This window comes from Streptomyces sp. NPDC001406, assembly GCF_042895285.1.
Classification (GTDB): Bacteria; Actinomycetota; Actinomycetes; order Streptomycetales; family Streptomycetaceae; genus Streptomyces.
The window spans coordinates 24894-49848 of record NZ_JBIAWG010000014.1 but is presented as its reverse complement, the minus strand read 5'-3'; the positions used below and the strand labels follow the sequence as shown (position 1 = coordinate 49848).

Below are 24955 nucleotides of genomic sequence, written 5' to 3'. Positions count from 1 at the left end.
GCACCACTACCGAGCGAGGAGGCCATGCGTACACCCCGTAGGACCCCCACAGCAGCAGCTAAGACGCAGGCCCCGCCACCGTTGCGCGGCCGCCGCGCGCACGCGGGGCCGCCGGCCGACGAAGGCACGGACGCACCCGCGGGCGCGACGTCGGACCACCCGCCCACGCGCGCGGTGCGATGGCGGATACGGCCGCGGACCGTCCGGGCCAAGGTCGTCTGTCTGCTGATGGTGCCCGTCGTCTCGCTGCTCGCCCTGTGGGCGTACGCCACCGTCAGCACCGTCCAGGACGTCGTCCGGCTGCGGCAGTCCCAGCGCGTCGACTCCGAGCTGCGGTCCCCGGTCGCCGCCGCCGTCACCGCGCTGCAGGCCGAGCGCGCCGCAGCGGTGCTCTGCGCGAGCGACCCGGCCGCCGGACGGAGCGGCAACCTCCGCACACTCGCCGCGCGCACCGACCGGGCCGTCGCCGGGCTACGGCTCGGGCCCGACACCACCGTCGCCGACAGCGAGGAACTGCCCCGCGATGTCGCCCGGCGGCTGGCCGACTTCGTCACCGGAGCCGAGCACCTGCCCGCGTTGCGGACGGCGGTGCTCGACCGCCGGGCCGACTGGGACGACGCGTACGCGCAGTACACGAAGACCATCGCGAAGGCCTTCACCGTGGACGGAGCCCTCACCGGCGTCCAGGCGGACGACCTCGGCTCCGACGCGCGCGTGCTGCTCGAATTCTCCCGCGCGAGGGAGGCGTTGGCCCAGGAGGACGCGGTGCTGGCGAGCGCCCGCCCCACCGGCGGTCTCCAGGGCGAGCGGCTGCGGCTGTTCACCGGCGCCGCCGCCACACGCCGTACGCTCACCGAATCCGCCGCGGCGGACCTGCCCGAGGCCCAGCGCGCCGCCTGGCTGGACCTCGCCGACAGCAGTGCCTACACCGCGGTCGGCACGCTTGAGGACAAGGTCCTCGCCGGTGCTCCCGGTTCCCGGGCGCTCGCTGCGGCCCCCGTGGCCGCCTGGAGCGCGGCCCACGCGCGCGTGCGGGACGGGATGCGGTCCATCGAGACGGACGCCGCTCGCACCGTCGCGGGCCGGGCCGATCCGTTCGCACGAGGTCTGCTCACCCCGGCAGGCGCCGCGGTCCTCTTCGGCCTGGTCGCCGTCGCCGCCTCGCTCGTCATCTCCGTCCGCATCGGGCGCGCCCTCGTCGTGGAACTGGTGAGCCTGCGCAACAGCGCCCTGGATCTCGCCCGCCGCAAACTTCCCGAGGCGATGCGGAGGCTGCGCGCGGGCGAGGAGATCGACATCCGGGCCGAGGCGCCGTCCGGACCACCAGCGGAGGACGAGACCGGTCAGGTCGCCGAGGCCCTCGGATCCGTGCACCGCGCCGCGCTGCGCGCCGCCGTGGAGCGCGCCGAACTCGCCGACGGGATCTCGGGGGTGTTCGTCAACCTCGCTCGTCGCAGCCAGATCCTGGTCCATCGCCAGCTCAGCCTCCTGGACAGCATGGAGCGCCGCTCCGAGGACCCCGACGAGCTCAGCGACCTCTTCCGCCTCGATCACCTCACCACCCGTATGCGACGCCACGCGGAGAGCCTGATCATCCTCTCCGGAGCGGCACCGGGACGGGCCTGGCGCATGCCGGTGTCCCTGACCGACGTGGTGCGCGCGGCCGTCTCCGAAGTCGAGGACTACGCGCGCGTGGAGGTACGCCGGCTCTCCGAGGCCTCCGTCATCGGCGCGGCCGTCGCCGACCTCACCCATCTGCTCGCCGAGATCGTGGAGAACGCCGCCCAGTTCTCGCCGCCCCACACGCGCGTGCGCATCACCGGCGAACCCGTCGGCAACGGCTACGCCGTGGAGGTCGAGGACCGGGGCCTGGGCATGGGCCAGGAGACGCTCGCCGAGGCGAACCGGCGCGTCGAGCAGTCCGAGGCACTCGACCTGTTCGACAGTGACCGCCTCGGGCTCTTCGTGGTCAGCAGACTCGCCGCGCGCCATGGCATCAAGGTCCATCTGAAGACCTCGCCCTACGGCGGCACGACCGCCGTGGTCCTGCTGCCCACCGCCCTGCTGCACAGCGGCGCGGCGGAACGTTCCCCCCACTCGACGGGGGACGCGGAACGGGCGGCGGAACGCGAGTACGCGCGCGTGCCCGGCGCCGCCTCGCTCCCGGAGGCCGTCGCCGCGTCGGCCGACCGACCCGCCCTGGCGGCCACCGTCCCGGCACCGACGGACACCCCGAGCGGCCCCCCGCCGCCTGGAGTCACCGCCTTGCGGCCGCACCGCCCACCCCACGACTCCGAGGGCTCGGACGACCTCCCGCGCCGGGTACGACAGGCGAACCTCGTCCCCCAACTGCGCGAGCGGCGCGCCGGGGAGCCGGCCCGGACACCGGCCTCGCGAGAGGACGACCGGCGCACCCCCGAACTCGTGCGGGACCGCATGGCGGCCTACCGTGACGGCTGGGCGCGCGGCGGCGGCAGGCACCCGGGCCGCGGCGCCGCCCCGGACCCCGAACCGGGCACAGACAGCAGCGAAGGAGACCCTGCATGATCCAGGACCCGAGCATGAGGGCCGCCCAGCGATCCGGTGAACTCGACTGGCTGCTGGACGACCTGGTGGTACGCGTGGGCGAGGTGCGGCACGCCGTGGTGCTCTCCACCGACGGCCTGGCCGTCGGTGCCTCGAACGGCCTCAAGCGCGAGGACGCCGAGCACCTCGCCGCCGTTGCCTCCGGCTTCCACAGCCTTGCCAAGGGCATGAGCCGGCACTTCGGAACGGGTGGGGTACGGCAGACCATGGTGGAGATGGACGACGCGTTCCTGTTCGTGGCTGCGGCCGGCGACGGCTCCTGCCTCGCCGTCCTCACCGCCGTGACCGCCGACATCGGACTGGTCGCGTACGAGATGGCCCGGCTGGTCAAGCGCGTCGGCGAGCACCTCTGCGCGCCGCCGCGCGTCGCCGTGCGCCCGCCCGCCGCCCGCTGAGCCGAGAGGGCGGTCGGCACCGATGACCCAGGACATGAGGGGCGCCCCGCGGGAGCAGGACAGCCAGTGGTACGACAGCGAGGCCGGGCCCCTGGTCCGCCCGTACGCCATGACCGGCGGACGTACCAGCCCCGGGCCCACCGGAGTGCGGTTCGACCTGATCGCGCTTGTGACGCTCGACTCCGCCGCGCCCGCCGCCCACGACGACCCCGGGCTCGGGCCCGAGCACCGGGCGCTCCTCGACCTGTGCCGCACGGAATCCCAGTCCGTCGCCGAGCTCGCCGCGGGCGCCGACCTTCCCGTGGGTGTGGTCAGGGTGCTCCTCGGTGACCTCCTGGAACTGGGCTGTGTCACCGTCAGCCGCCCGGTGCCACCGGCGCAACTGCCCGATGAACGGATTCTCCGCGAGGTCATCGAGGGACTGCGGGCGCTGTAGATGAAGGTTCAGAACCAGCCGCGGTACGGCACAGGGTTGCACTCCCTTCCGCCGACAACCGGCCCGATCCGGTCGGATGGTGACGATATCGGTGCAATCCCTCGGAAGTGAACGTCAGTTGTCATGATGCTGACTTCGCACACAGACGTCGCACACAGTCGGCACTCCCGAGAGAAGTGATCATGGTCTCCGAGCATTCCGATGCCACGCATGGCGAGACGTCCGCCCTGGCGCTGAAGATACTGGTCGCCGGCGGATTCGGCGTCGGCAAGACCACCCTGGTGGGAGCGGTCAGCGAGATCAAGCCGCTGCGCACCGAGGAACTGCTCAGCGAGGCAGGCCAGTTGGTGGACGACACGGACGGCGTGGACCAGAAGCTCACCACGACCGTCGCCATGGACTTCGGGCGCATCACCATCCGCGACGGCCTCTCCCTGTACCTCTTCGGCACACCCGGCCAGGACCGGTTCTGGTTCCTCTGGGACGAGCTGTCGCAGGGAGCACTCGGCGCCGTGGTGCTCGCGGACACCCGGCGGCTGGAGGACTGCTTCCCGGCGGTGGACTACTTCGAGCACCGGCGCATCCCGTTCGTCGTGGCCGTCAACTGCTTCGCCGGCGCCCGCACCTACGGCCCCCACGACGTCTCCCACGCCCTCGATCTCGACCGGGGAACACCGGTGGTCCTCTGCGACGCCCGCGACCGGGACTCGGGCAAGGAAGTACTGATCCGCCTCGTCGAATACGCCGGGCGGATGCACACCGCCCGGCTCCTCGACTCCGTGAGCTGAGCGGGCGCCTCAGGCCGACAGGTCCTTCACCGCCACGACGTTGTCGACGGCGACGCGGACCACGAGCTCACCCGGAACGCCGTTGCGGGCGCCGAACTCCTCGGCGCGCTCCTCACCCATGTACCGCGCCGCGATCCGGGTCGCCCAGGCCCGTACTTCGTCGAGGTCCTCCGACACCCGGGCACGACCGTTCAGGACCACGAAGTGGAACGGCGGCCGGTCGTCGTCCACGCACAGGGCGATCCGTCCGTCACGGGCGAGATTGCGCCCCTTCACGGTCTCCTTGCCGGTGTTGAAGACCACTTCGTCCCCATCCAGCAGGAACCAGATGGGGGCCACATGCGGGCTCCCGTCTGCCCGTACGGTCGCCAGCTTGCCGGTGCGGGTGCCGTGCGAGACGAACGCCCGCCATTCCTCGTCGGTCATCTTCTGTGCCATGCCCCCATCCTCCTTGCCCGGACGGCGGTCGTGGGGAAGGCTGGCGGACAGACCCTCCGGCCAGGGGGAGACATCACACGGGGAGACGGAGCATGGCGCAGAACCAGGGACTCGGCTGGCTGCTCGACGACCTGACGGAGCGCGTGGAACACGTACGCCACGCGCTGGTCCTGTCGAACGACGGCCTGGTGACCGGGGCGAGCACCGGCCTTCGCCGCGAGGACGCCGAGCACCTCGCCGCCGTCGCTTCCGGACTGCACAGCCTGGCCAAGGGTTCGGGACGCCACTTCGGCGCGGGCACGGTGCGCCAGACCATGATCGAGTACGACGACGCCGTCCTGTTCGTCACCGCGGCCGGCACCGGCAGTTGTCTGTGCGTGCTCAGCGGCGCGGAGGCCGACATCGGTCAGATCGCCTACGAGATGACCCTGCTCGTCAACCGGGTCGGCGAACATCTCGGCGTGGACGCCCGACGCCCCGAGCGAACCTCCCCAGCAGACCTCTGACCTGCGCATTTTTCATACCCCTCGGAGTTATCCACAGGCTTGCCACGCGATTCGCCAAACCGGCTACGGTTTTTTTCACGGCGAGCGCACACGGCGTGAGCCACCGACTCCACGGGGGAGTACGACCATGTCAGGCAACACCGTCACTCAGCCGCGTTCCCTCACCTGCGCGCCGAGCCGCGCCGCACGCGAACTGAGTCTGAAACGAGGTGAGTTCGACCTCGCCGTGCACCTCGGCCGTATCAGGACCGTGCCGGACGAGGGAGGAGGCGGAGGCCGCCGGGTCGAGCGCGCCGAGATCGACCGGCTGCGCTCGGGGGAGGGGTTTCCCGAAGCGCTCCGCGACAGCGTCAAGGCCGTGGGCACCACCGAAGGCGCGGAGATCATGAACGTGTCGGCCACCAGGTTCACCCGCTTTGCGCGCCTGGGGCTGGTGGTTCCGGTGAAGTTTTATTTGAATCGCTATCGAGCCGTGGTCTGGCTCTATCTTGCCGAGGAACTGCGGGAGTTCGCGGCCGACGAGAAGAATGCGTCCCTGCTGACCGGACGTACGCCCGAGGTGCTGCGTTCGCAACTGGACACCGGTCTGGATCTGCGCGCCCGGAACTGGCGCGGACGTCACCTCGGCTTCCTGCTCCGCCAGGCCGGCGATCCCTGGGAGCGCGCCGGAGCCTTCGCCGCGTTCCTCGACCCCGCCCATATCGCGGACGTGGTCAAGGACCCGTACGAGCGCTCCCATCTGAACCGGTTCCGCCCGGCGCCACCTGCCCACGGGGCACCGGGATCGCCCTCGGCGCATCTCGCCGAGAAGATCATGACGGCGAACGACCTGGACGAGCTCGGCTGGCTGAGGAGCGACCTGGCCCGAGGACTGGAGGAGGCCCGCGCCTACCGACCCGCTCCGCGTCCCGCACCGCGACACGACCCGACGGCACCCACACCCGCACCTATGCCCGAAGCGCCGGAGCGGCCGCGCGGGTTGCTGGGCCGGCTGCGCCGCAGAAGCCTCCGGCCCGCGGAACTGTGAAGCCCCGGCCTACAGGGCCCTGAACAGACCCTCCTGGACGACCGAAACGAGCAGGCGCCCCTCCAGGTCGTAGATGCGCCCGCGAGCCAGACCGCGGCCGCCCGTCGCGATCGGCGACTCCTGGTCGTACAGGAACCACTCGTCCGCGCGGAACGGCCGGTGGAACCACATGGCGTGGTCCAGTGAGGCCATGTCGAAGTTCCGCGCGCCCCACAGGGGTTCGACGGGTATGCGGACCGCGTCCAGGAGAGTCATGTCGCTGGCGTAGGTCAGCGCGCAGGTGTGCACCAGCGGGTCGTCGCCCAGAGGCCCGACCGCGCGCATCCACACCGCGCTGCGCGGCTCCGCGCCTTTGACCTCGTCGGGATTCCACCGCAGCCGGTCGACGTAACGGATGTCGAAGGGCTGACGGCGTGCCATCCGCTCCAACTGCTCCGGCAGAGCGCCCAGATGCTTGCGGATCTCCTCCGTGACCGTCGGCAGGGACTCCGGGTCCGGCACGTCACGGGTCGGCAGCTGGTGCTCGAAAGGTCCTTCCTCAGGCATGTGAAAGGAGGCGGTGAGATTGAAGATCGTGCGGCCCTGCTGTACGGCGGTGACCCGCCGCGTCGTGAACGACCGCCCGTCCCGGACCCGCTCCACCTGGTACACGATCGGCACGCCCGGACGGCCCGGGCGCAGGAAGTACGCGTGCAGCGAGTGCACCGGACGCTCGCCGTCCGTGGTGCGCCCCGCGGCGACCATCGCCTGGCCCGCCACCTGGCCGCCGAAGACCCGCTGGAGGGATTCCTGGGGGCTGCGGCCACGGAAGATGTTGACCTCGATCTGCTCCAGGTCGAGCAGGTCGACGAGCCTCTCGGCCGGGTTCGTCATGGGCGGCATTCTCCTGTGTTCACAGCTGGCCGACGTCGGTCACACGGACGACCGCACGGCCCTCCGTGTCGGAGGCCGCGAGGTCGACCTCCGCGCTGATGCCCCAGTCGTGGTCGTCGTTCGGGTCGTCGAAGATCTGGCGGACGCGCCACAGCCCGTTCTGCGGCTCCTCCTGGATCACGAGCAGCTTGGGGCCGCGGGCGTCGGGGCCGGTGCCCAGGTCCTCGTACTCGTCCCAGTACTTGTCCATCGCCTCGCCCCAGGCCTGCGCGTCCCAGCCGGACTCGGCGTCCATCTCGCCCAGTTCGTCGACCTGGTCGAGGGCGGCGAGCTCCACGCGGCGGAACATCGCGTTGCGGACCAGCACGCGGAAGGCGCGCGCGTTGGTGGTCACCGGCTTCACCTCGTCGGCCTTCTCCTGGGCCTCCTCGGCGGTCATCTCCTCCGGGTTGGCCAACTGCTCCCACTCGTCCAGCAGGCTGGAGTCGACCTGGCGCACCATCTCGCCCAGCCACTCGACCAGATCCTGGAGGTCCTCCGACTTGATGTCGTCCGGGACGGTGTGGTCCAGGGTCTTGTAGGCGCCGGCCAGGTAGCGCAGCACAATGCCCTCGATGCGGGCCAGCTCGTAGAAGGACACCAACTCCGTGAAGGAAAGGGCCCGTTCGTACATGTCACGGATGACGGACTTTGGCGACAGCGGATGGTCGCCGACCCAGGGGTGGCTCTTGCGGTAGGTGTTGTACGCGTGGAAGAGCAGCTCCTCCAGCGGCTTCGGCCAGGTGACGTCCTGGAGGCGCTCCATGCGCTCCTCGTACTCGACACCGTCCGCCTTCATCGCGGCCACCGCCTCGCCGCGCGCCTTGTTCTGCTGGGCAACCAGGATCTGGCGCGGGTCGTCCAGCGTGGACTCCACGACGGACACCATGTCCAGGGCGTAGGACGGCGACTCCGGGTCCAGCAGTTCGAACGCGGCGAGCGCGAACGTGGACAGCGGCTGGTTGAGCGCGAAGTCCTGTTGGAGGTCGACCGTGAGGCGGACGATGCGGCCCTCGGCGTCGGGCTCGTCGAGCTTCTCGACGATGCCGCCGTCGAGCAGCGAGCGGTAGATGGCGATGGCCCGCCGGATGTGCCTGAGCTGCTGCTTGCGCGGCTCGTGGTTGTCCTCCAGCAGTCGCCGCATCGCGTCGAAGGCGTTGCCGGGCCGGGCGATCACCGACAGCAGCATCGTGTGCGTCACACGGAAGCGGGACGTCAGCGGTTCCGGCTCGGAGGCGATCAGCTTCTCGAAGGTGTTCTCCGTCCAGGCGACGAACCCCTCGGGCGCCTTCTTGCGGACGACCTTGCGGCGCTTCTTCGGGTCGTCACCCGCCTTCGCGAGCGCCTTCTCGTTCTCGATGACGTGCTCGGGCGCCTGCGCGACCACGAGTCCGGCCGTGTCGAACCCGGCCCGCCCGGCCCGGCCCGCGATCTGGTGGAACTCACGGGCGCGCAGGGTGCGCACGCGGTTGCCGTCGTACTTGGTCAGGGCCGTGAACAGCACCGTCCGGATGGGGACGTTGACGCCCACGCCGAGGGTGTCGGTGCCGCAGATGACCTTCAGCAGACCGGCCTGTGCGAGCTTCTCCACCAGGCGCCGGTACTTGGGCAGCATGCCGGCGTGATGGACACCGATGCCATGGCGGACGTAACGGGACAGGTTGCGGCCGAACTTGGTGGTGAAGCGGAAGTTGCCGATCAGTTCGGCGATCTGGTCCTTCTCCTCGCGCGAGCACATGTTGATGCTCATGAGCGCCTGCGCCCGCTCCACGGCCTGCGCCTGGGTGAAGTGGACGATGTAGACCGGCGCCTGCCTGGTCTCCAGCAGGTCCGTGAGCGTCTCCGTGAGCGGGGTGAACTTGTACTCGTAGGAGAGGGGCACCGGGCGGGTGGCGGAGCGCACCACCGAGGTCGGGCGGCCGGTGCGGCGGGTGAGGTCCTTCTCGAAGAAGGAGACGTCGCCGAGCGTGGCCGACATCAGGATGAACTGCGCCTGCGGGAGTTCGAGCAGGGGGATCTGCCAGGCCCAGCCGCGGTCGCCCTCCGCGTAGAAGTGGAACTCGTCCATGACGACCTGGCCGACGTCCGCGTCCTTGCCGTCGCGCAGCGCGATGGACGCGAGCACCTCGGCGGTGCAGCAGATGACGGGAGCGTCGGCGTTGACGGACGCGTCGCCGGTCAGCATGCCGACGTTCTCGGTGCCGAAGAGCTTGCACAGCTCGAAGAACTTCTCCGACACCAGCGCCTTGATCGGGGCCGTGTAGAAGGTGACCTCGTCCCGGGCCAGGGCGGCGAAGTGGGCGCCCGCGGCGATCATGCTCTTGCCGGAGCCGGTGGGCGTCGACACGATCACGTTCGCGCCGGAGACCACCTCGATCAGCGCCTCCTCCTGGTGGGGGTAGAGCGTGAGACCCCGCTCCTGTGCCCACGACTCGAAGGCTTCGTAGAGGGCGTCGGGGTCGGCGGTCGGCGGCAGCTGATCGATGAGGGTCACGCACCCATCTTGCCTGGCCTCCCGGCCGATGGGTGAATCGGCTGCGGGTGCGAAGATCACGGCAGCTACGCTGTGGCGCCGACGGAGCGTCAATGCACCCGGTCAACTGGACAGCGGCACACGAGGAATGGGGCGGGGAACGGCCATGATGGGACCAGCACACTCACTGTCGGGAGCCGCCGCCTGGCTCGGCGTCGGAGCGGCGGCCGCCGCGGCCGGGCACCCCATGCCCTGGCCGGTCGTGCTGGTCGGGGCCCTGATCTGTGCCGGCGCGGCGCTCGCCCCCGACCTCGACCACAAGGCGGCCACCATCTCGCGCGCCTTCGGGCCGCTGTCGCGCTGGCTCTGCGAGATCGTCGACAAGCTGTCGTACGCCGTCTACAAGGCCACCAGGAAGCAGGGCGACCCGCGCCGCTCCGGTGGACACCGGACGCTGACGCACACCTGGCTGTGGGCGGCTCTGATCGGCGCGGGCTGTTCGGCGGCGGCGATCACCGGCGGCCGCTGGGCGGTGCTGGCGATCCTGTTCGCGCACATGGTGCTGGCGATCGAGGGCCTGCTGTGGCGGGCGGCCCGCGGCTCCAGCGCCGACGTCCTGGTCTGGCTGCTGGCGGCGACGAGCGCGTGGATCCTCGCGGGCGTCCTGGACAAACCGGGCAACGGCTCGGACTGGCTGTTCACCGCGCCGGGCCAGGAGTACCTGTGGCTGGGGCTGCCGGTCGTACTGGGGGCGCTGGTGCACGACATCGGGGACGCGCTGACCGTCTCCGGCTGCCCGATCCTGTGGCCGATCCCGGTGGGCCGCAAGCGCTGGTACCCGGTGGGTCCGCCGAAGGGCATGCGGTTCCGGGCGGGCAGCTGGGTCGAGCTCAAGGTGCTGATGCCGGCCTTCATGCTGCTCGGGGGAGTGGGCTGCGCGGCCGCCCTCAATGTGATCTGACGGCCGGGCCGGGGTCAGTCGGCTCCTCGGCTCCCGCCGGGGGCCTGCCCGGCCCCGCCGTAGCGCCGCTCGAAGCGCGCGACGCGGCCTTCCGAGTCAACCGTGCGGGCCTTGCCCGTGTAGAAGGGGTGGCTCTCCGAGGAGATCTCGACGTCGACCACGGGGTACGTCTCGCCGTCGTCCCACTCGATGGTCTGGTCGCTGGTCGCGGTGGACCGGGTCAGAAAGGCGTATCCGGCGGAACGGTCGCGGAAGACCACGGGACGGTAGTCGGGGTGCTTGTCCTGCTGCATGGATGCTCCTCGCACGGGGCGGCAGGCGGGCCGTGGACGTCGGGGTCAGCCGTAGTAGGTGTCCTCGTCCACGATGTGCATCGCGGCCTCCTCGGCGGAGGCGCCGGCGCCGTCGATCCCGACGTCCGTGGCGACCAGGGCGCTTTCCTCGTCCTCGTGCGCGCCTTCGTCGGGTGCCACGAGGCGGCCGGAGCGGAGCCCGCCGACCTCGTTGTCCAGGAGTTCGCCGTCGGTGCCCTGGCAGTCGCCGATGCCGTCGTCGTCCGGTGCGGCGAGATCGGGCAGCTCCTCGGCGAGGCGCTGGTCCAGGGTCTCGCCCTGGTGGCGCTCCGCCGCCGTCACGCCGGTGTGCTCCACGGCCCAAGGCCGCTCGGGAGGGGACCAGCCCCGGTCGAGGGGATCGTCGACACCGTCGGCGACCAGCGTGTCCTCCGCGTCGAGCAGCCCCGAGTCCTCCTGGATCTCGGATCCATCGGGCTGGTAGACGTCGTCTCCCCATCCGTCGGCGCTGTCCACGGGTACCTCCAGGTGCTGGGGACGGCTCCTTCTCACCACGGTCGGCGCAGGGCCGTCGGCGCGCGCGGCACGAGTTTCACCCGGCTCGAACCGGACGGTTCCCGGGCGTCCCCCGAACCGGTGCTGCCCTCCAGCCTTCCACCCCGGTTCGGCACCGCGCAACGGCACGGGCCCTGGCCTGGGGGTGCATGTCCGCGCCACGGTCCGAGGCGGCAGGCAGGGCGGCCCGGCGCGGGGCGGGCATGCCGCTGTCCGGGCCGGCCGCTTCCGGACCGGCGGCTTTGCCGGGGTGGCTCCCGCCCCACCCCGGCCGGCTGTCATGGGCCCGGTGACCTGCCTGTTCGCTCACCCGTGCCAGGACCGCCAAAGCGCCGCGTAGGCTCCGTCCGCCGCTACGAGCTGGTCGTGGCTGCCGAGCTCGCTGATGCGGCCGTTCTCGACGACGGCGATGACGTCGGCGTCATGGGCGGTGTGCAGGCGGTGGGCGATGGCGACCACGGTGCGGCCGTCGAGGACGCGGGCGAGGGACCGCTCCAGATGGCGGGCCGCGCGCGGGTCGAGGAGCGAGGTCGCCTCGTCCAGGACGAGCGTGTGCGGGTCGGCCAGGACCAGCCGGGCCAGCGCGATCTGCTGGGCCTGGGCCGGGGTGAGCGCCACACCGCCCGAACCGACCTCGGTGTCCAGGCCGTCGTCCAGCGCCCGCGCCCAGGCGTCCGCGTCCACCGCGCCCAGGGCCGCCCACAGCTCGGCGTCGACGGCGTCGGTGCGGGCGAGCAGGAGGTTGTCGCGCAGGGAGCCCACGAACACGTGGTGTTCCTGGTTGACGAGGGCGACGTGGGAGCGGACCCGTTCCGCGGGCATCCGGGACAGTTCGGCGCCGCCCAGGGTGATCCGGCCGTCCCGGGGCGCGTAGATGCCGGCGAGCAGCCTGCCCAGCGTGGACTTGCCCGCGCCGGACGGGCCGACCAGGGCCAGCCGGGTGCCGGGCGCGACCTCCAGCGACACCTTGCGCAGGACGTCGACGCCCTCGCGGTAGCCGAAGTGCACCCGGTCCGCGTGCACGTCGCGTCCGTCGGGGGTCAGCGAGGCGTCCCCGGCCTCCGGCTCGATGTCGCGGACACCGACCAGGCGGGCCAGCGACACCTGGGCGACCTGTACCTCGTCGTACCAGCGGAGGATCAGGTTCACCGGGTCGACGAGCATCTGGGCGATGAGCGCGCCGGTCGTCAGCTGACCCACGTCGATCCAGCCGTTCAGGACGAAGACCCCGCCGGCCATCAGCACCGAGCCGAGCACCAGCACGTGCACGGTGCTGATCACCGGGAAGAGCACGGACCTCAGCCACAGGGTGTACCGCTCCCAGGCCGTCCACTCCTTGATCCGCCGATCCGACAGGGCGACGCGACGGTCGCCGAGGCGGTGCGCCTCGATGGTGCGGCCGGCATCCACGGTCTCGGCGAGCGAGGCGGCCACGGCGGCGTATCCGGCGGCCTCCGAGCGGTAGCCGGACGGTGCCCGCCTGAAGTACCAGCGGCACCCCACGACCAGCACCGGTACGGCGAGCAGCACCGCGGCCGCGAGCGGCGGCGCGGTGACGACCAGCCCGCCGAGCAGCAGCACGACCCACACGGAGCCGATGGCCAGCTGCGGCACCGCCTCGCGCATGGCGTTGCCGAGCCGGTCGATGTCCGTGGTGATCCGCGAGAGGAGGTCGCCCGTGCCCGCCCGCTCCAGGACGCCCGGCGGCAGGCCGACCGAGCGCACGAGGAAGTCCTCGCGCAGGTCGGCCAGCATCCGTTCGCCGAGCATCGCGCCGCGCAGCCGTACTTCGCGTACGAACACGGCCTGCACGACCAGCGCCAGCACGAAGAGCCCGACGGTCAGGCCGAGATGGAGCTCCCGCGCCCCGTCGGACACCCTCTCGACGAGCCCGCCCAGCAGACAGGGGCCCGCCATGGAGGCCACCACGGCCACGGTGTTGACGCCGATGAGGAGCAGGAAGGCACGGCGGTGCCGGCGGAACAGCTCGGCCACATAGTCGCGGACGGTCGCGGCGGCGCCGACGGGCAGGGTGGTGGCCGTCGTCGGGGCTGCCGGGTCGTACGCCGGTGGCGCGACGCCGATCATGCGCTCTCCTCGATCTCTTCGAACGCCCCTCGCCGGGCGGCCTGGTGGTGGTCCGGCACACCCCGCAGGGCGGCTGTCCCGTCCTCCGTCTCGCGGGTCACGACCGCCCGGTACCGGGGCTCCGTGTGCACCAGTTCGCGGTGCACACCGACCGCCGCGACCTCGCCCTCGTGCACCAGGACGACCCGGTCCGCCCGGTCCAGCAGGAGAGGCGACGAGGTGAACACCACGGTCGTGCGCCCCGTCCGCAGCTGCCGCACCCCCTCCGCGATGCGGGCCTCGGTGTGCGAGTCGACGGCGGAGGTCGGTTCGTCCAGGACGAGCACCTCGGGGTCGGTGATCAGGGACCGGGCCAGCGCGAGCCGCTGGCGCTGGCCGCCCGACAACGAGCGTCCCCGCTCGGTGATCCGGGTGTCCATCGGGCCGGCCGCGTCCAGCGACGCCTGTGCGAGCGCCTCCAGGACGTCTCCGCACTGCGCGGCCGCCAGCGCGTCCTCGGCGCGTACGGCACCGGACGCGGGGACGTCGAGCAGCTCGCGCAGCGAACCGGACAGCAGCACCGGGTCCTTGTCCTGGACGAGGACGGCGGTGCGGGCGGATTCCAGGGGCAGTTCGTCGAGCGGCACACCCCCGAGCAGGACCGGCACACCGGCCTCAGCGGGATGCCCGCCGAGCCGTTCCGCGAGCCGCCCCGCCGCGTCCGGGTCGCCGCACACCACGGCGGTGAACCGGCCGCTCGGCGCGAGCAGTCCGGTGGCCGGGTCGTACAGGTCGCCCCCCGGCAGCTGGGCCTCGCGTGCCCCCGCGGTGTCCGTGGCCCGTTCCAGGGACAGTACCCGCGCGGCCCGTTTGGCCGACGGGCGCGAGAAGGAGTACGCCATGGCGATCTCCTCGAAGTGACGCAGAGGGTAGGTGAGGATCATGACCGCGCTGTAGACGGTGACGAGTTCGCCGACGGTGATCCGGCCCTGGTGGGCCAGGTCGATGCCGTGCCGGACGACCGCGATCAGCAGCAGCCCCGGCAGCAGTACCTGGATTGCGGAGATCAAGGACCACATCCGGGCGCTGCGTACGGCCGCGTGCCGCACCTCCTGCGAGGCGCGGCGGTAGCGGTCGAGGAACAGGTCCTCGCCGCCGATGCCGCGCAGTACGCGCAGTCCGGCGACGGTGTCCGAGGCCAGCTCGGTGGCCCGGCCGGCCTTCTCGCGCTGGAGGTCGGCGCGCCGGGTCGCCCGGGGCAGCAGCGGCAGCACGGCGAGCGCCACCACGGGCAGCCCGACCGCGACGATCACGCCGAGCGCCGGCTGGTAGACGACCAGGCCGACGCAGACCACGACGACCGTCAGCGCGGCCGCCGTGAAACGCGACACGGCCTCGACGAACCAGCCGATCTTTTCCACGTCGCCGGTCGAGACGGCCACCACTTCGCCGGCCGCCACCCGCCGGGTCAGCGCCGAGCCCAACTGGGCGGCCTTGCGGGCGAGCAGTTGCTGAACGCGGGCGGCTGCCGTGATCCAGTTGGTGACTGCGGTCCGGTGCAGGAAGGTGTCGCCCACGGCAATGCCCGTACCGCACAGCACCATCAGCAGGCCGGTCAGGGCCAGCCGGGTGCCGGAGCGGTCGACGACCGCCTGGACGGCGAGGCCGACGCAGAACGGCAGCGCGGAGACGGACACGAAGTGCAGCAGGCCCCAGGCCAGCGCCTTCAGCTGTCCGCCCAGTTGGTTCCGCCCCAGCCACCACAGGAATCGGGGACCCGAACGAGCGTCCGGTACGCCCGGGTCGGGATACGGAAGGTCTTGAATCTGCATGACGTCCCAGTGGCTCGTGTCAGGTGGGGGAGCGGCAACAAGCCGTGAAAGGTTCGCGTCGGAGCGTGGTCGAAATCAAACGGTTTTCCACGGACCTAGGCAGCGGGCCAGATCACAGGCCCCACCCCTTGATCACAGGGAAGGAAATCACACAATTACTCACGACCCCGCGGTATCCCCGCCGTGGAAGACGTCCCACGCAGCGGCGGCCGGGCGCAGATCTTCCACGCCGGGGTGGACGTACTTCTTCTTCGTGAACGAGGCGTTCGTGTGCCCGGCCCACGCGGCCAGCACCACGTCCGGGACGCCGGACACGGCGAGGAAGGTCAGGCAGGAGTGCCGCGCGTCGTACAGGCGCACCCGGCGCAGGCCCAGGCCGCCCATCAACCGGTAGGCGTACATGCGCAGCTGGCGGATGTTCAGGACCGCGCCCAGCTCGTCGACCGTGACGTAGCCGGAGTCCGTGTACGCCTCGCCCGCGGCCAGCTTCTCCGCGGCCTGCTTCGCCCGGAACCTCTTCAGCGCGTCGGCGGCCTTGGACGGCAGGGGAAGGCCGCGCTCTCCGGCCTCCGACTTGGTGTCCTTCTCGACGACCCTGCTGTTGCCCATCATGGTGCGGGTATTGGCCGTCTCCAGCGCGCCGAGCGTCAGGTCGACGTCCGACCACCGAAGGCCGCACACCTCGGCCGGGCGCAGGCCCATCAGGGACAGCAGCAGCACCGCATACATGCGGTCGCTCTCGATGCCCTTGATGAACTGCTGTACCTCCCCGACGGTCCACGGCTTCCCGCGGCGCCGCTGCCGCTTGTCCGTCTTCCTGTCGGCCAGCGAGATCTTCACGTACTGGGCGGGGTTGGAGGGGATCAGCCCGCGCACGACGGCCCGCCCGAGGGCCTCGCGCAGCCGGGCCAGGACGAACCTGACCGTCGTCACGGCCAGCCGCGTGCCCGGCGTGCCGCCTGTCCTGCGCCCCGTGGCGACGAGGGTGTCGACGAAGTTCTGCACCTGGTCCTCGGTGAGCTCCTGGAGCCGGATGTGCCCCAGGTGCTCGTGGACGTGGATGAGGGCGAGGCGGTAGGTGTTCAGGCTGGTCTCTTCGACGTCCCGCTCCTTGCGCTCAAGCCACTCGTCGATCCACTTGGCCACGGTCGTCTTGCTGGGCGCGATGTACGTCCCGCCGGTGATCTGCCCACGGATGCGGTCGACTTCGTTCTTTACCTCGGTCTTGGTGTCCTTGGTGATGGTCAGCTGCTTGCGCTTGCCGTCAGCGTCGCGGCCGATGTCGATCACGGTGCGGTATCTGGTCTTACCGCCCTTGAGGACGATCTTCTTGATCTCTGCCACTGGTTCCTCTCTCTCGACAGGTGGCTATCCACCTCCCAAGGACGGGAGGCAGAGTTCCACGTCCAGGACCGGGCTGACGCCGACGCCGGCACAGAGCCCGCTCCGGGCGGGTGCGGGCAACGGCGAGCTCCAAAGGGCTTCTTGGTCCTGGGAATCCTCCAAGTCCTCGGAGTCCTCCGGGTCCTGGGAGTCCTCAAGGTCCGCGGACTCGTCCAGGTCCTGGGACTCCTGCGGGTCTTCGGACTCCTGCTCGTCGGGCGAGCCTGTGGGTGTGATACCCGGGCCGGGCCCGGCAACTGTGGTGCCCGGTGCGGCTGTCGGCTCCTTGCCGACCTGCGCCACCGGTGTGGTGGGTACAGAGCTTGGCCGGGCGGATTCGCTGGGGCCGGGCGCGCTCGCAGAAGCGGGCGACGGGGTCCGGGCCAGGCCGCTCTGGCTGGACGCCAGCGGGGGGTTCGGGGGCGGTGTGACGGTCGCGGTGGGAGCCGTCGTCGGTGCGGAGGACGGCGGCCGGTGGTCGGCATCCGCATACCAGGGTGTGATCACGAGCAGAGTGGCCGTTGCGGCGCCGGCGGCCGTCGCGCCGATCGCCGTGCTGACGACGTAGCCGCGGTGTTCCCGCAAGGCCTCGCGCAGGAGCCCGGGTAATGCGAGGACCACGGCGATGGCGCCGCCCTTGTAGAGGCGCAGGTGCTTCTTGACGCGGACGGGTCTGTCACCCGGTTCGGGCTCTTTTCCCGGGTGGTCGCCGCCCACGACGGCCGGTTTCTCGGACAGGTGTGTGTCGGGCCGGGCGGCGCCGCTGGATCGGCGCCTGAGAATCGTGAGTTCGCGGTAGAGCTCGACGTGTACATCGGTGAGCTGCCGGATCGCGTCGTCAAAGCGGGCTTGGCGCCCCGCGATGCTGCTGATCCGCCGGAAAAGCAGAACCATCACGATGGTTAAGACGCCGAGTGCGACCGCGAGAATGAATTCGATCATCCTCATCCCCAGGTGGGTGCACGCGGGTCTTGCGAACATCAGTTACGTAGAGTGGGGGGATAGACACTCTGTGCTACATTGGACTATCTGTCATGCATATGCGCACGCTTCGTGACCGAACCGTGACCGTCGCCTGGCCGAACTGACCTCACCCGGCAGGACGTTGGCGGTCCTCCCCACGCCGGGTATCGGTCGCCTGGTGCAGCTCCTCGAACAGCTCCCGGAACGCCTCCCGCTGCTTGTCCAGGGGAAGCCTGCGGAACCGCTCGACCAGCTCCTCGACCTCGTCGGCGGCTCCGGCCTTCGGGGGTGCATGCTCCGGGTGCGGCACGTCCTCTGCGAGGCCCTTCGGCTTGCGGCCCTCCAGGGCGTCGCCATAGCCGCCCGGCGCCCACTTCAGTGCTCGTTCGATGCCGCGCCGAGTGAGGGGGCTGGCGTTATGGGGGTTGGTCCGGCCCTTCCGCAGGGCCGACAGGGTCTCGACGGTGACGCCCGACTGTGCGGAGACCTCTTTCCAGGTCATCCCGAGTTCGAGGCGTCGGTCCTCCATGGCCTGATCAAGTAGCTCGTGGGGGTTCGGGGCCATCGCTCCTCCTGTTGTCCTCCGCAGATTAGCGCAGATCAAAGCAGAACGCAGGAGGGGAGTCCCGGCCATTCTGTTTCTGTGCACAGATCTCGCGAGATGCTGGCAGCAGACCTGTTGAGATCTGAGTGGATCTGAGTTAGTCTCACTCGCATGCATCAGGTCAACAGCAAGCTCCGCAACGCACGCTTGCGACTCGGTCTGACGACGGTCGAGCTGGCCGCCCGGTGCACCGCTGAGGGCGCCGACGTCGACAACTCGCAGATCAGCAGATACGAGCGCGGCATCAACGCCCCGCGCGACCCCCGTGTCCGCGTGGTTCTCGCCCGCATCCTCGGCGTCGACGCGGCGACCGACTTCGGGCCCAACACCTTGATCGGCGAGTCCGGCGAGGGCGCGGCGTGATGGCCGGCAGCGCCGTCCGCCCGACTCTCGACCAGGTCCGCGCCTGGCCCGCCACGGTCGCGCCTGCCCAGGCGGCGACCGCGCTCGGCGTCTCCAAGAGCCACCTCAACGAGCTCATCCGGCGTGGCCAGGCTCCGGTCAAGGTCCTGCGCCTCGGAGGACGCAACCGCGTCGTCACCGCTGCACTCGTGCGCCTCCTCGAAGACGCCTGAACGAGGGAGGGCCCATGGCCCGGCAGATCCGCGTGCAGCCGCGCACGCCCCGGCCGCGCGAACCCCGGCCGATCGACAACCGGACGCCCAGCGGCAGACCGCTGCCCTACTGACGCGAGCGGGGCCGTCGTGCACCCGACGGCCCCGAATGATCCACCAATTCACCCTCACCAGGAAGGAAGTGGACTCGTGACCAGCATGACACAGCCGGGTCCCGAACCGCCGCCGCGCGTGGAGGGCGGCAAGCCCGCCGTCGAGGTCGAGCGGGACGACCTGCGCGAGCTGCTGCGGGCCATCGTCGAAGCCCTCGACGTGCCGGACGGCGCCGGGCGTTCGCCGCTTCTGGACCGGCGCTCGGCCCGCATCGTCGAGGCGCTGCGAGCCGTCCTGACGGGCAAGACCCCGTCTCCGGGCATCCCGTGGGAGACGGCCTTCCTGCGCATGAAGACCGCCGAGGACAGGCCGGTGCCGTATGCACTGACCGCCAGGACGCTGGGCGGTGATGTCTGATGCCGCGCATCGCCTACGTGGAGAAGAACTTCAGCCCGTCCAGCATGGCCATCATCAGCCGGGCCAACGCCATCTGCGCCGAGTACGCGGGCCAGGGCTTCGACTTGACCTTGAGGCAGCTGTACTACCAGTTCGTCGCGCGCGGCTACCTGGCGAACAAGCAGACCGAGTACAAGCGGCTCGGCTCGATCGTGAACGATGCCCGCCTGGCCGGGCTGCTCGACTGGAACTACATCGTCGAGCGCACCCGGAACCTGCGCGGCCTGTCCCACTGGGACGACCCGGAGTCGATCATCCGGTCGGTGGCGTACGGCTACCGCACCGACCGGTGGGCCGACCAGCCGCACCGGGTCGAGGTGTGGATCGAAAAGGACGCCCTTGTCGGTGTGATCACCGGGGCGTGCAACCGGAACGACGTCGACTACTTCTCGTGCCGGGGCTACACCTCGCAGTCCGAACTGTGGGGCGCCGCCCGCCGCCTGGCCCGCTACGAGGCGGACGGCCAGAAGCCGGTCGTCATCCACCTCGGGGACCATGACCCGTCCGGCATCGACATGACCCGCGACATCGCAGAGCGGTTCGCCCTGTTCGGCGCCGACGTCACGGTGCGGCGCATCGCGTTGAACATGCCGCAGGTCGAGGAGCACCAGCCGCCCCCGAACCCGGCCAAGCTGACCGACTCCCGCGCGTCCGGCTACATCCGCCGCTTCGGGCGCAGCAGTTGGGAGCTGGACGCCCTCGACCCCACCACCCTGGACCGGCTCATCGAGGATGAGATCTGGGCGTGGCGTGACGCCGACCTGTGGGCCGCCGCCACGGCGGAGATGGAGCGCGAGCGCGCCCAGCTCGAAGCCGTCTCCCGCCGCTGGCCGGACGTCGCCCGGCTGGTCGCCGAGGACGGTGACGGCAATGGCTGAGCCGCTGAGCCGGGCGGTGCTCGCCCAAATCCGCGCGGGTGTCGAACGCAACCCGGGCACGCCGTCCGCGCGCACGATCCGCCTGCTGCTCGACGAACTCGACCGGTGGCGGCCCGTGCAGCAGACGCCCTTCCCGCTGGACGGCATCTACCTCGACGTCCTTGTCTGCTCGGCCAACGGCCAGAACGTCGTCCAGACGGCCCACGCCCTGCACGTGGCGCCCGACGCCGTCCGCTCCCGCCGCAAGCGGATCCGCGACCGGCTGAACGTCGCCTCCATGGAACAGGCCGTCGCCGTGGCCATCCGGCAGGGCTGGCTGCCCCTCGGCGAGATCGAGATCCCCAGCGGCTGCACCCACCACACCCGCGACCTGATCCGCACACCCGGAGGCGCAGCATGAGCATCGACACGCCCGCCATGAAGCTCGACTGGCGGGGCATCGTCACCGCCGATGATGAGCTGCTGCGCCGAGTCGCGGCGCTGGCCGTTCAGTTCCCCGTCGGCTGCCGCATCGAGAGCATCCGGTCCGGCCGCGAAGGCACCGTCCGTGCCGACGAGCCCGTGCACGTGCCCGGCTACTTCGACGGCGATCCGACGGCCGTCTGCCTCAGCCGCATCGGCACACCCATGGTGTTCGCGCACTGGGACAACGAAGAGGGGATCACCTGGGGCGTGTGGGTGCCCGCCGACACGGTGCACCGCGTCCCGTCCCGCGCCGTGAACCGGCCCTCGAACCGTGCACAGACGGGTGCTCGGCGATGAAGTGGGCTCTGATCACTCCGGACGGCGAACTCACCCACCACGACGGCGAGCCCGACTGGAACGCGGTCATCGGGCCGGAAGGCCGGGCGCGGGTCCGGCTGCCGGATCTGGCCGTGGCCGGGTGGGTCAACGACGTCGGCCACGTCCTGACCGAGAAGTACCCGCGCAACATCACCGGTTCCTGCGTGCTCATCGCGCTCGGCGCCCTCCGGCAGCCGTACGCCGGGCCGGTCGTCTTCACCGGGTGGGAACCGCGTCACACCGCGCTCGGCCTGCCGGAGATCGTCTCCCTGCCGCAGCCCGGCTTCCTGACGGCCTTCCACCGCGAGGTGACGGCCGCCCTCGAAGGCCGCCACACCGCCCACCCGCCACGCTGGGCCGCCGCCATCCGCGAGATCGCCGACTTCGTGCACACCGCCCCGACGCCCGGCATCACCATCCGCCCGGGGAGGCCGTGGTGAAGCCGCCGGTCCCCTCCACCGGGCCGGAGGCTCATCCCCCCACGTCCGGCCCGGGACGCCTCGTCGCGCCCACTGCGCGCCTGCTGCTGCCTGCCGGTGCCCCGGAGGACATCTGGCGCACGGTGCGGCAGACCGGGGCCGGCGGCAGCGACGTGGCCGCCATCCTCGGCCTGGACCGCTACCGGGGCCCCCTGCACGTGTGGCAGGACAAGACCGGCCAGCTGCGGCCCGAGCGGGACGTCCGCCTGGAGCGCGCCGCCCGCCGCGGCCACCGGCTGGAATCGCTGGTCGCCGAGTTCTTCACCGAGGACTCCGGCCTCACCGTGCTCGACTCGCCCGGCACCCTCCAGCACATCGACCACCCGCACTGGATCGCCAACCCGGACCGGCTCACCGTTGCACCAGATGACACCGGCCGCGACGAACTCGGCGTCCTGGAGTGCAAGACCCGCACCTGGCGCTCCGCCCGCATCGAGGGCTGGCGCGGCGAGGAGCCGCCCGACGGGCCCTCCCTGCAAGCCCACTGGTACCTCACCGTGACCGGCTACCGGCACGCCTACATCGCCGGTCTCCTCGACGACGACCTCGTCTGGTTCCGCCTCGAACGCGACGACGAACTGTGCCAGCTGCTCGCTGACGCCGTCGACGAGTTCTGGCAGCACCACGTCCTCACCGGCATCCCGCCCCAGCCGGACGGCTCCAAGGCCACCGCCGACCTCCTCGCCCGCATGTGGGAGGCCGAGCAGGACGCGACCGCCGACGTCGACCCCGTGGAGACCACGCTGCTGCTGGCCCGCCGGCGCGAGCTCGCCGCGCGCGCGGCCGAGCTGGGCGGCGACCTCGACACGGTCGACAACCGGCTCCGGGCCCTGCTGGGGGAAGCCGAGGTGGCGCTCGTCGGCGGCCGTCCCGCCTACACGTGGCGGCAGAACGGCACCTTCGCGGCGAAACGGTTCCGTGAGGCCGAGCCCGAACTCGCCGCCGCCTACACCCGCTCGGTCCCGGCCGTCGACCTCGACCGGCTGAAGGCCGAGCGCCCCGAGACCTATCGCCAGTACCGGGCGCGGCGGCTCGTCGTGCCCACGGAAGGATGACCATGGCCGACCTCAAGGACCGCGTGAAGCAGGCGACCGGTGACCAGGAACCGCCCCTGGAGGGGCCGCAGCCGCACGACGTCGCACTGCGGGACGACAAACTCGCCTGGCTCCAGGGCCACAAGGCCTATTTCACCGACGCCCTGCCTCGGCATGTCGACCAGGCGCACTTCACCGCGGTCGCCCTGTCGGTGATGCCCAACCTGAAGAACTGCACCAATGCGTCGATCATGCGGTCATTCCTCGCGTGTGCCCGATTCGGCCTGGAGCCCGACGGCCGCCAGTCCGCGATCGTCCCGTACAAGGACGTCGCGACCTTCCAGCCCATGTACGAGGGCTACATCGAGCTGATGTACCGGCACCCCCGCGTCGACAGCGTCCACTTCGGCTGGATCCGGGAGAAGGATCAGTGGGACTACACGCCCACCGAGCCGAGCCCCCGCGACTTCTTCCACAAGCCACGCGTCGACCTGTCTGAGGAGGAGCGCGGGCCGGTGATCCTCGCCTGGGCATTCGCCTGGATCGAGGGCCGCCGCTCCCAAGTGATCATCCTGAACCGGCAGCAGGCCACGCAAATCCGCGACAAGTACAGCAAGGCCTATGCGAAGGCCGAGCGCGAGGGCAAGCGGGACAGCACCTGGCACACCGAATTCGACGCCATGTGGGCCAAATCCTGTGTGCGCCGCCTCGTCAAGGTCGTGCCGACGTCCACCGAACTGTCTGAGCTGATCAGCGCCGACGATGACGCTGACGAGGCAGGCTCCGCGCCCGCCGTCATCCGCGGCACAGTCATCTCCCGCGACGACCAGGGCGACAGCGAGCAGCAGCCGTCGGCCGCCAGGTGGCCGGAGACCGCACAGCCCCGTTCCGGTGGTGAAGACGGCGGTGAGACGCCGTGAGCGTGGTTCTGCTGCCGCCGGTGACCACGTCGTGCGGCCGGATCGATGCCGAACCCCTCACCGTGGGGCCGCGGTTCGTTCGCACGCGGGCCATGTCCCGCTGGCACCGGCCCCGTTCCGGCCGCCGCTACGTCAGGACCGGGCGGGCCGTCTTCGACCTGTGGTGCGGGGGCGGCTACGTCGACGACACCGCGCTGGGGTGCGACACTCCGCCGCCTGGCGAGCTCGTGTGCGGCACGTGCGACGGCCGCGCGGTCGGCGCCGGACAAGAGGTCGACGGGCCCGACGGCAGGGAGTTGCTGTTCTCGCCCCGCTGGATCGACCCGCCGAAGAACTGCCCCGGCTCCCGCCGCACCTTGTTCGCCGAGATGGCCGGCGGGCGCGTGGGCCGCTGTCTCGTGTGCGGCGACCTCCAGCCGCTGCGGGCGATGGGCGGCCCGTACGACCCGCGCTGGGCCATCGTGCAGCACCCCACGGGGGCCGCCCTCGTGGCACCGTGCGCGTTCCACCGCTGGCGCTACCTGACCGTCGCAGGCGATCGGATGGCGTGCGCGTGCGGCAGGGTCCTGGACGCCCCCACCGCAGCGGACCAGAGGGACTGAGGCGGTGGACTGGGTGAAGCTCTCGTCCTCGTACTACCTGGACCCGGCCGTCGCGAGCCTCCCGGATGCCGAAGCCGAGATCGGCTTCATCCGGTCGCTGGCGTACGCCGGAGCGCAGGAGACGAGTGGCTTCATCCCCGCGGCGATCGCCCCGTCGTTGTTCCGTCGTCGTCGGTACGCGGCGTCGGTCGAGGCACTCGTAGCGGCCTCGCTGTGGATTCCGGTCTGTGGAGATCGCGACCAGCTTGAGGGTTGGCGGATCGCTCGCTGGCAGGAATGGCAGGAGGAGCTAGAGGCTCTCGCCCGGCGCAGGGCGGCCGACCGTGACCGGAAGCGCAAGGAGCGCGACAGGCGGAAGAACGAGCAGGTCAAACCCCTGTCACGTGACACGTCCGCGGACAGTCCGCAGCCAGAGAGTAAGAGCTCGCCCCCTCCTTCGGAGGGGGGCGAGCGAGCGCGTACGCGAGCGCGCCCACGCGCACGCGACGCCCCGCCGCAGGGCGGTGGTCTGCCCGCCGTCGACTGGCACCCGTTCCAGCCCGACGCGGACAGCGACGGCACCAGCTGCCTGCTGTGCGGGCTGCTCGCCGACAACCGCCGCCACCGGGAGGTGTGATGGCCGACCGCGACCCCGACCAGGAGACCCGCGACGCCGTGACGGCGCTCGCTCACCGGCTTCGCCAGCGCGACGCCGACGCGCCCGGCGAGCGGCTAGACGCCGAGCTGTTCGCCCGCGAGTTCGTCACCGCGCTGCGCACGCGCGGCTGGCGGCCCACCCTCGCCCGCCCCGCCCCGCCGTGGAAGGCCACGCCGCCGCCCGCCACGCCGGACACGGTCCACCAGCGCGCCGCCGAGATCCGCTCGGCGCTGCGCCACCCGCCGACCCCCACCACCGAATGATCACCTGAGGGAGATG

At 71.2% G+C, this 24955-nt stretch carries 29 protein-coding genes; 19 read left to right on the top strand and 10 right to left on the bottom strand.

Going from position 1 to position 24955, the window contains the following annotated elements; genetic code table 11:
* Positions 1-24 precede the first annotated feature (24 nt).
* The 4 genes from ACFY1J_RS31295 (at position 25) to ACFY1J_RS31280 (ending at position 4205) form a co-directional block, all read left to right on the top strand.
* The gene (locus ACFY1J_RS31295; RefSeq protein WP_390710477.1) at positions 25-2547 is read left to right on the top strand and encodes a nitrate- and nitrite sensing domain-containing protein; all 2523 of its coding nucleotides are present in this window, start codon (positions 25-27) and stop codon (positions 2545-2547) included.
* The gene (locus ACFY1J_RS31290; RefSeq protein WP_390710478.1) at positions 2544-2981 is read left to right on the top strand and encodes a roadblock/LC7 domain-containing protein; all 438 of its coding nucleotides are present in this window, start codon (positions 2544-2546) and stop codon (positions 2979-2981) included. Before ACFY1J_RS31295 ends, ACFY1J_RS31290 begins: the two co-directional genes overlap by 4 nt.
* A gap of 22 nt (positions 2982-3003) precedes the next feature.
* Positions 3004-3417, top strand: coding sequence for a DUF742 domain-containing protein (locus ACFY1J_RS31285; protein WP_390710479.1), 414 nt, complete (start codon positions 3004-3006; stop codon positions 3415-3417).
* Between the two features lie 182 nt (positions 3418-3599).
* Positions 3600-4205: an ATP/GTP-binding protein gene (locus ACFY1J_RS31280; protein ID WP_390710480.1), complete on the top strand. Its 606-nt coding sequence runs from the start codon at positions 3600-3602 to the stop codon at positions 4203-4205.
* 9 nt (positions 4206-4214) lie between these two features.
* Here the strand turns inward: ACFY1J_RS31280 and ACFY1J_RS31275 are convergent, their stop codons facing one another.
* Complete coding sequence (locus ACFY1J_RS31275) at positions 4215-4643, bottom strand: PPOX class F420-dependent oxidoreductase (RefSeq protein WP_390710481.1); 429 nt, start codon at positions 4641-4643, stop codon at positions 4215-4217.
* Positions 4644-4735: 92 nt separating this feature from the next.
* Between ACFY1J_RS31275 and ACFY1J_RS31270 the strand changes: the two genes are divergently transcribed.
* Positions 4736-5149 (top strand): roadblock/LC7 domain-containing protein, encoded by a 414-nt coding sequence (locus tag ACFY1J_RS31270; protein WP_263206034.1) that lies wholly within the window; start codon positions 4736-4738, stop codon positions 5147-5149.
* 127 nt (positions 5150-5276) lie between these two features.
* Positions 5277-6176: a DUF6397 family protein gene (locus ACFY1J_RS31265; RefSeq protein ID WP_390732412.1), complete on the top strand. Its 900-nt coding sequence runs from the start codon at positions 5277-5279 to the stop codon at positions 6174-6176.
* Between the two features lie 9 nt (positions 6177-6185).
* Here ACFY1J_RS31265 and ACFY1J_RS31260 read toward each other — a convergent pair whose 3' ends face one another.
* Positions 6186-7049, bottom strand: coding sequence for an acyl-CoA thioesterase (locus tag ACFY1J_RS31260; protein ID WP_390710483.1), 864 nt, complete (start codon positions 7047-7049; stop codon positions 6186-6188).
* A gap of 19 nt (positions 7050-7068) precedes the next feature.
* Positions 7069-9582 carry a DEAD/DEAH box helicase gene (locus ACFY1J_RS31255; RefSeq protein WP_390710484.1) on the bottom strand — a complete coding sequence of 838 codons (2514 nt, stop codon included), beginning with the start codon at positions 9580-9582 and terminating at the stop codon, positions 7069-7071.
* A 145-nt stretch (positions 9583-9727) separates the two neighbouring features.
* Here ACFY1J_RS31255 and ACFY1J_RS31250 point away from each other — a divergent pair, with 145 nt between their 5' ends.
* Positions 9728-10522: a metal-dependent hydrolase gene (locus ACFY1J_RS31250; RefSeq protein WP_390710485.1), complete on the top strand. Its 795-nt coding sequence runs from the start codon at positions 9728-9730 to the stop codon at positions 10520-10522.
* A 14-nt stretch (positions 10523-10536) separates the two neighbouring features.
* Here the strand turns inward: ACFY1J_RS31250 and ACFY1J_RS31245 are convergent, their stop codons facing one another.
* The 7 genes from ACFY1J_RS31245 to ACFY1J_RS31215 all read right to left on the bottom strand — a co-directional run bounded on the left by ACFY1J_RS31245 (position 10537) and on the right by ACFY1J_RS31215 (position 18180).
* A complete protein-coding gene (locus ACFY1J_RS31245; protein WP_390710486.1) occupies positions 10537-10815 on the bottom strand; it encodes a type B 50S ribosomal protein L31 in 279 nt (92 codons plus the stop codon).
* Positions 10816-10860: 45 nt separating this feature from the next.
* Positions 10861-11331 (bottom strand): DUF5709 domain-containing protein, encoded by a 471-nt coding sequence (locus ACFY1J_RS31240; protein ID WP_390710487.1) that lies wholly within the window; start codon positions 11329-11331, stop codon positions 10861-10863.
* Between the two features lie 345 nt (positions 11332-11676).
* Complete coding sequence (locus tag ACFY1J_RS31235) at positions 11677-13458, bottom strand: ABC transporter ATP-binding protein (protein WP_390732411.1); 1782 nt, start codon at positions 13456-13458, stop codon at positions 11677-11679.
* On the bottom strand, positions 13455-15269 hold the full coding sequence (locus tag ACFY1J_RS31230) for an ABC transporter ATP-binding protein (RefSeq protein ID WP_390710489.1): 1815 nt from the start codon (positions 15267-15269) through the stop codon (positions 13455-13457). Before ACFY1J_RS31230 ends, ACFY1J_RS31235 begins: the two co-directional genes overlap by 4 nt.
* 159 nt (positions 15270-15428) lie before the next feature.
* On the bottom strand, positions 15429-16613 hold the full coding sequence (gene xerC, locus ACFY1J_RS31225) for a tyrosine recombinase XerC (protein ID WP_390732410.1): 1185 nt from the start codon (positions 16611-16613) through the stop codon (positions 15429-15431).
* Positions 16614-16637: 24 nt separating this feature from the next.
* A complete protein-coding gene (locus ACFY1J_RS31220) occupies positions 16638-17594 on the bottom strand; it encodes a hypothetical protein (RefSeq protein WP_390732409.1) in 957 nt (318 codons plus the stop codon).
* A 148-nt stretch (positions 17595-17742) separates the two neighbouring features.
* On the bottom strand, positions 17743-18180 hold the full coding sequence (locus ACFY1J_RS31215; protein ID WP_390732408.1) for a helix-turn-helix domain-containing protein: 438 nt from the start codon (positions 18178-18180) through the stop codon (positions 17743-17745).
* A 150-nt stretch (positions 18181-18330) separates the two neighbouring features.
* Between ACFY1J_RS31215 and ACFY1J_RS31210 the strand changes: the two genes are divergently transcribed.
* From ACFY1J_RS31210 to ACFY1J_RS31155, 12 genes are all read left to right on the top strand, one after another.
* Positions 18331-18582 carry a helix-turn-helix domain-containing protein gene (locus ACFY1J_RS31210; RefSeq protein WP_390732407.1) on the top strand — a complete coding sequence of 84 codons (252 nt, stop codon included), beginning with the start codon at positions 18331-18333 and terminating at the stop codon, positions 18580-18582.
* The gene (locus ACFY1J_RS31205; protein WP_390732406.1) at positions 18582-18794 is read left to right on the top strand and encodes a DNA-binding protein; all 213 of its coding nucleotides are present in this window, start codon (positions 18582-18584) and stop codon (positions 18792-18794) included. The genes ACFY1J_RS31210 and ACFY1J_RS31205 overlap by 1 nt, the downstream gene beginning before the upstream one ends.
* Before the next feature lie 189 nt (positions 18795-18983).
* Positions 18984-19304, top strand: a complete 321-nt coding sequence (locus ACFY1J_RS31200; protein ID WP_390732405.1) for a hypothetical protein — start codon at positions 18984-18986, stop codon at positions 19302-19304.
* Positions 19304-20221 carry a hypothetical protein gene (locus tag ACFY1J_RS31195; protein WP_390732404.1) on the top strand — a complete coding sequence of 306 codons (918 nt, stop codon included), beginning with the start codon at positions 19304-19306 and terminating at the stop codon, positions 20219-20221. Before ACFY1J_RS31200 ends, ACFY1J_RS31195 begins: the two co-directional genes overlap by 1 nt.
* The gene (locus ACFY1J_RS31190; RefSeq protein ID WP_390732403.1) at positions 20214-20621 is read left to right on the top strand and encodes a hypothetical protein; all 408 of its coding nucleotides are present in this window, start codon (positions 20214-20216) and stop codon (positions 20619-20621) included. Before ACFY1J_RS31195 ends, ACFY1J_RS31190 begins: the two co-directional genes overlap by 8 nt.
* Positions 20618-20983, top strand: coding sequence for a hypothetical protein (locus ACFY1J_RS31185; protein ID WP_390732402.1), 366 nt, complete (start codon positions 20618-20620; stop codon positions 20981-20983). Before ACFY1J_RS31190 ends, ACFY1J_RS31185 begins: the two co-directional genes overlap by 4 nt.
* The gene (locus tag ACFY1J_RS31180; RefSeq protein WP_390732401.1) at positions 20980-21444 is read left to right on the top strand and encodes a hypothetical protein; all 465 of its coding nucleotides are present in this window, start codon (positions 20980-20982) and stop codon (positions 21442-21444) included. Before ACFY1J_RS31185 ends, ACFY1J_RS31180 begins: the two co-directional genes overlap by 4 nt.
* The gene (locus ACFY1J_RS31175) at positions 21441-22538 is read left to right on the top strand and encodes a YqaJ viral recombinase family protein (protein ID WP_390732400.1); all 1098 of its coding nucleotides are present in this window, start codon (positions 21441-21443) and stop codon (positions 22536-22538) included. The genes ACFY1J_RS31180 and ACFY1J_RS31175 overlap by 4 nt, the downstream gene beginning before the upstream one ends.
* Before the next feature lie 2 nt (positions 22539-22540).
* Positions 22541-23437: a recombinase RecT gene (locus ACFY1J_RS31170; RefSeq protein ID WP_390732399.1), complete on the top strand. Its 897-nt coding sequence runs from the start codon at positions 22541-22543 to the stop codon at positions 23435-23437.
* Positions 23434-24039 (top strand): hypothetical protein, encoded by a 606-nt coding sequence (locus tag ACFY1J_RS31165; protein ID WP_390732398.1) that lies wholly within the window; start codon positions 23434-23436, stop codon positions 24037-24039. Before ACFY1J_RS31170 ends, ACFY1J_RS31165 begins: the two co-directional genes overlap by 4 nt.
* Before the next feature lie 4 nt (positions 24040-24043).
* The gene (locus ACFY1J_RS31160; RefSeq protein ID WP_390732397.1) at positions 24044-24655 is read left to right on the top strand and encodes a hypothetical protein; all 612 of its coding nucleotides are present in this window, start codon (positions 24044-24046) and stop codon (positions 24653-24655) included.
* Complete coding sequence (locus tag ACFY1J_RS31155) at positions 24655-24939, top strand: hypothetical protein (protein ID WP_390732396.1); 285 nt, start codon at positions 24655-24657, stop codon at positions 24937-24939. Before ACFY1J_RS31160 ends, ACFY1J_RS31155 begins: the two co-directional genes overlap by 1 nt.
* Positions 24940-24955: the final 16 nt, after the last annotated feature.

Coding starts and splice junctions, on each gene's coding strand:
- ACFY1J_RS31245 (WP_390710486.1), bottom strand. CDS start 10,815: ATGCAGCAGGACAAGCACCCCGACTACCGTCCCGTGGTCTTCCGCGAC.
- ACFY1J_RS31185 (WP_390732402.1), top strand. CDS start 20,618: ATGAGCATCGACACGCCCGCCATGAAGCTCGACTGGCGGGGCATCGTC.
- ACFY1J_RS31170 (WP_390732399.1), top strand. CDS start 22,541: ATGGCCGACCTCAAGGACCGCGTGAAGCAGGCGACCGGTGACCAGGAA.
- ACFY1J_RS31210 (WP_390732407.1), top strand. CDS start 18,331: ATGCATCAGGTCAACAGCAAGCTCCGCAACGCACGCTTGCGACTCGGT.
- ACFY1J_RS31190 (WP_390732403.1), top strand. CDS start 20,214: ATGGCTGAGCCGCTGAGCCGGGCGGTGCTCGCCCAAATCCGCGCGGGT.
- ACFY1J_RS31260 (WP_390710483.1), bottom strand. CDS start 7,049: ATGACGAACCCGGCCGAGAGGCTCGTCGACCTGCTCGACCTGGAGCAG.
- ACFY1J_RS31235 (WP_390732411.1), bottom strand. CDS start 13,458: ATGATCGGCGTCGCGCCACCGGCGTACGACCCGGCAGCCCCGACGACG.
- ACFY1J_RS31215 (WP_390732408.1), bottom strand. CDS start 18,180: ATGGCCCCGAACCCCCACGAGCTACTTGATCAGGCCATGGAGGACCGA.
- ACFY1J_RS31270 (WP_263206034.1), top strand. CDS start 4,736: ATGGCGCAGAACCAGGGACTCGGCTGGCTGCTCGACGACCTGACGGAG.
- ACFY1J_RS31230 (WP_390710489.1), bottom strand. CDS start 15,269: ATGCAGATTCAAGACCTTCCGTATCCCGACCCGGGCGTACCGGACGCT.
- ACFY1J_RS31205 (WP_390732406.1), top strand. CDS start 18,582: ATGGCCGGCAGCGCCGTCCGCCCGACTCTCGACCAGGTCCGCGCCTGG.
- ACFY1J_RS31285 (WP_390710479.1), top strand. CDS start 3,004: ATGACCCAGGACATGAGGGGCGCCCCGCGGGAGCAGGACAGCCAGTGG.
- ACFY1J_RS31265 (WP_390732412.1), top strand. CDS start 5,277: ATGTCAGGCAACACCGTCACTCAGCCGCGTTCCCTCACCTGCGCGCCG.
- ACFY1J_RS31250 (WP_390710485.1), top strand. CDS start 9,728: ATGATGGGACCAGCACACTCACTGTCGGGAGCCGCCGCCTGGCTCGGC.
- ACFY1J_RS31180 (WP_390732401.1), top strand. CDS start 20,980: ATGAAGTGGGCTCTGATCACTCCGGACGGCGAACTCACCCACCACGAC.
- ACFY1J_RS31220 (WP_390732409.1), bottom strand. CDS start 17,594: ATGATCGAATTCATTCTCGCGGTCGCACTCGGCGTCTTAACCATCGTG.
- ACFY1J_RS31295 (WP_390710477.1), top strand. CDS start 25: ATGCGTACACCCCGTAGGACCCCCACAGCAGCAGCTAAGACGCAGGCC.
- ACFY1J_RS31275 (WP_390710481.1), bottom strand. CDS start 4,643: ATGGCACAGAAGATGACCGACGAGGAATGGCGGGCGTTCGTCTCGCAC.
- ACFY1J_RS31155 (WP_390732396.1), top strand. CDS start 24,655: ATGGCCGACCGCGACCCCGACCAGGAGACCCGCGACGCCGTGACGGCG.
- ACFY1J_RS31280 (WP_390710480.1), top strand. CDS start 3,600: ATGGTCTCCGAGCATTCCGATGCCACGCATGGCGAGACGTCCGCCCTG.
- ACFY1J_RS31195 (WP_390732404.1), top strand. CDS start 19,304: ATGCCGCGCATCGCCTACGTGGAGAAGAACTTCAGCCCGTCCAGCATG.
- ACFY1J_RS31290 (WP_390710478.1), top strand. CDS start 2,544: ATGATCCAGGACCCGAGCATGAGGGCCGCCCAGCGATCCGGTGAACTC.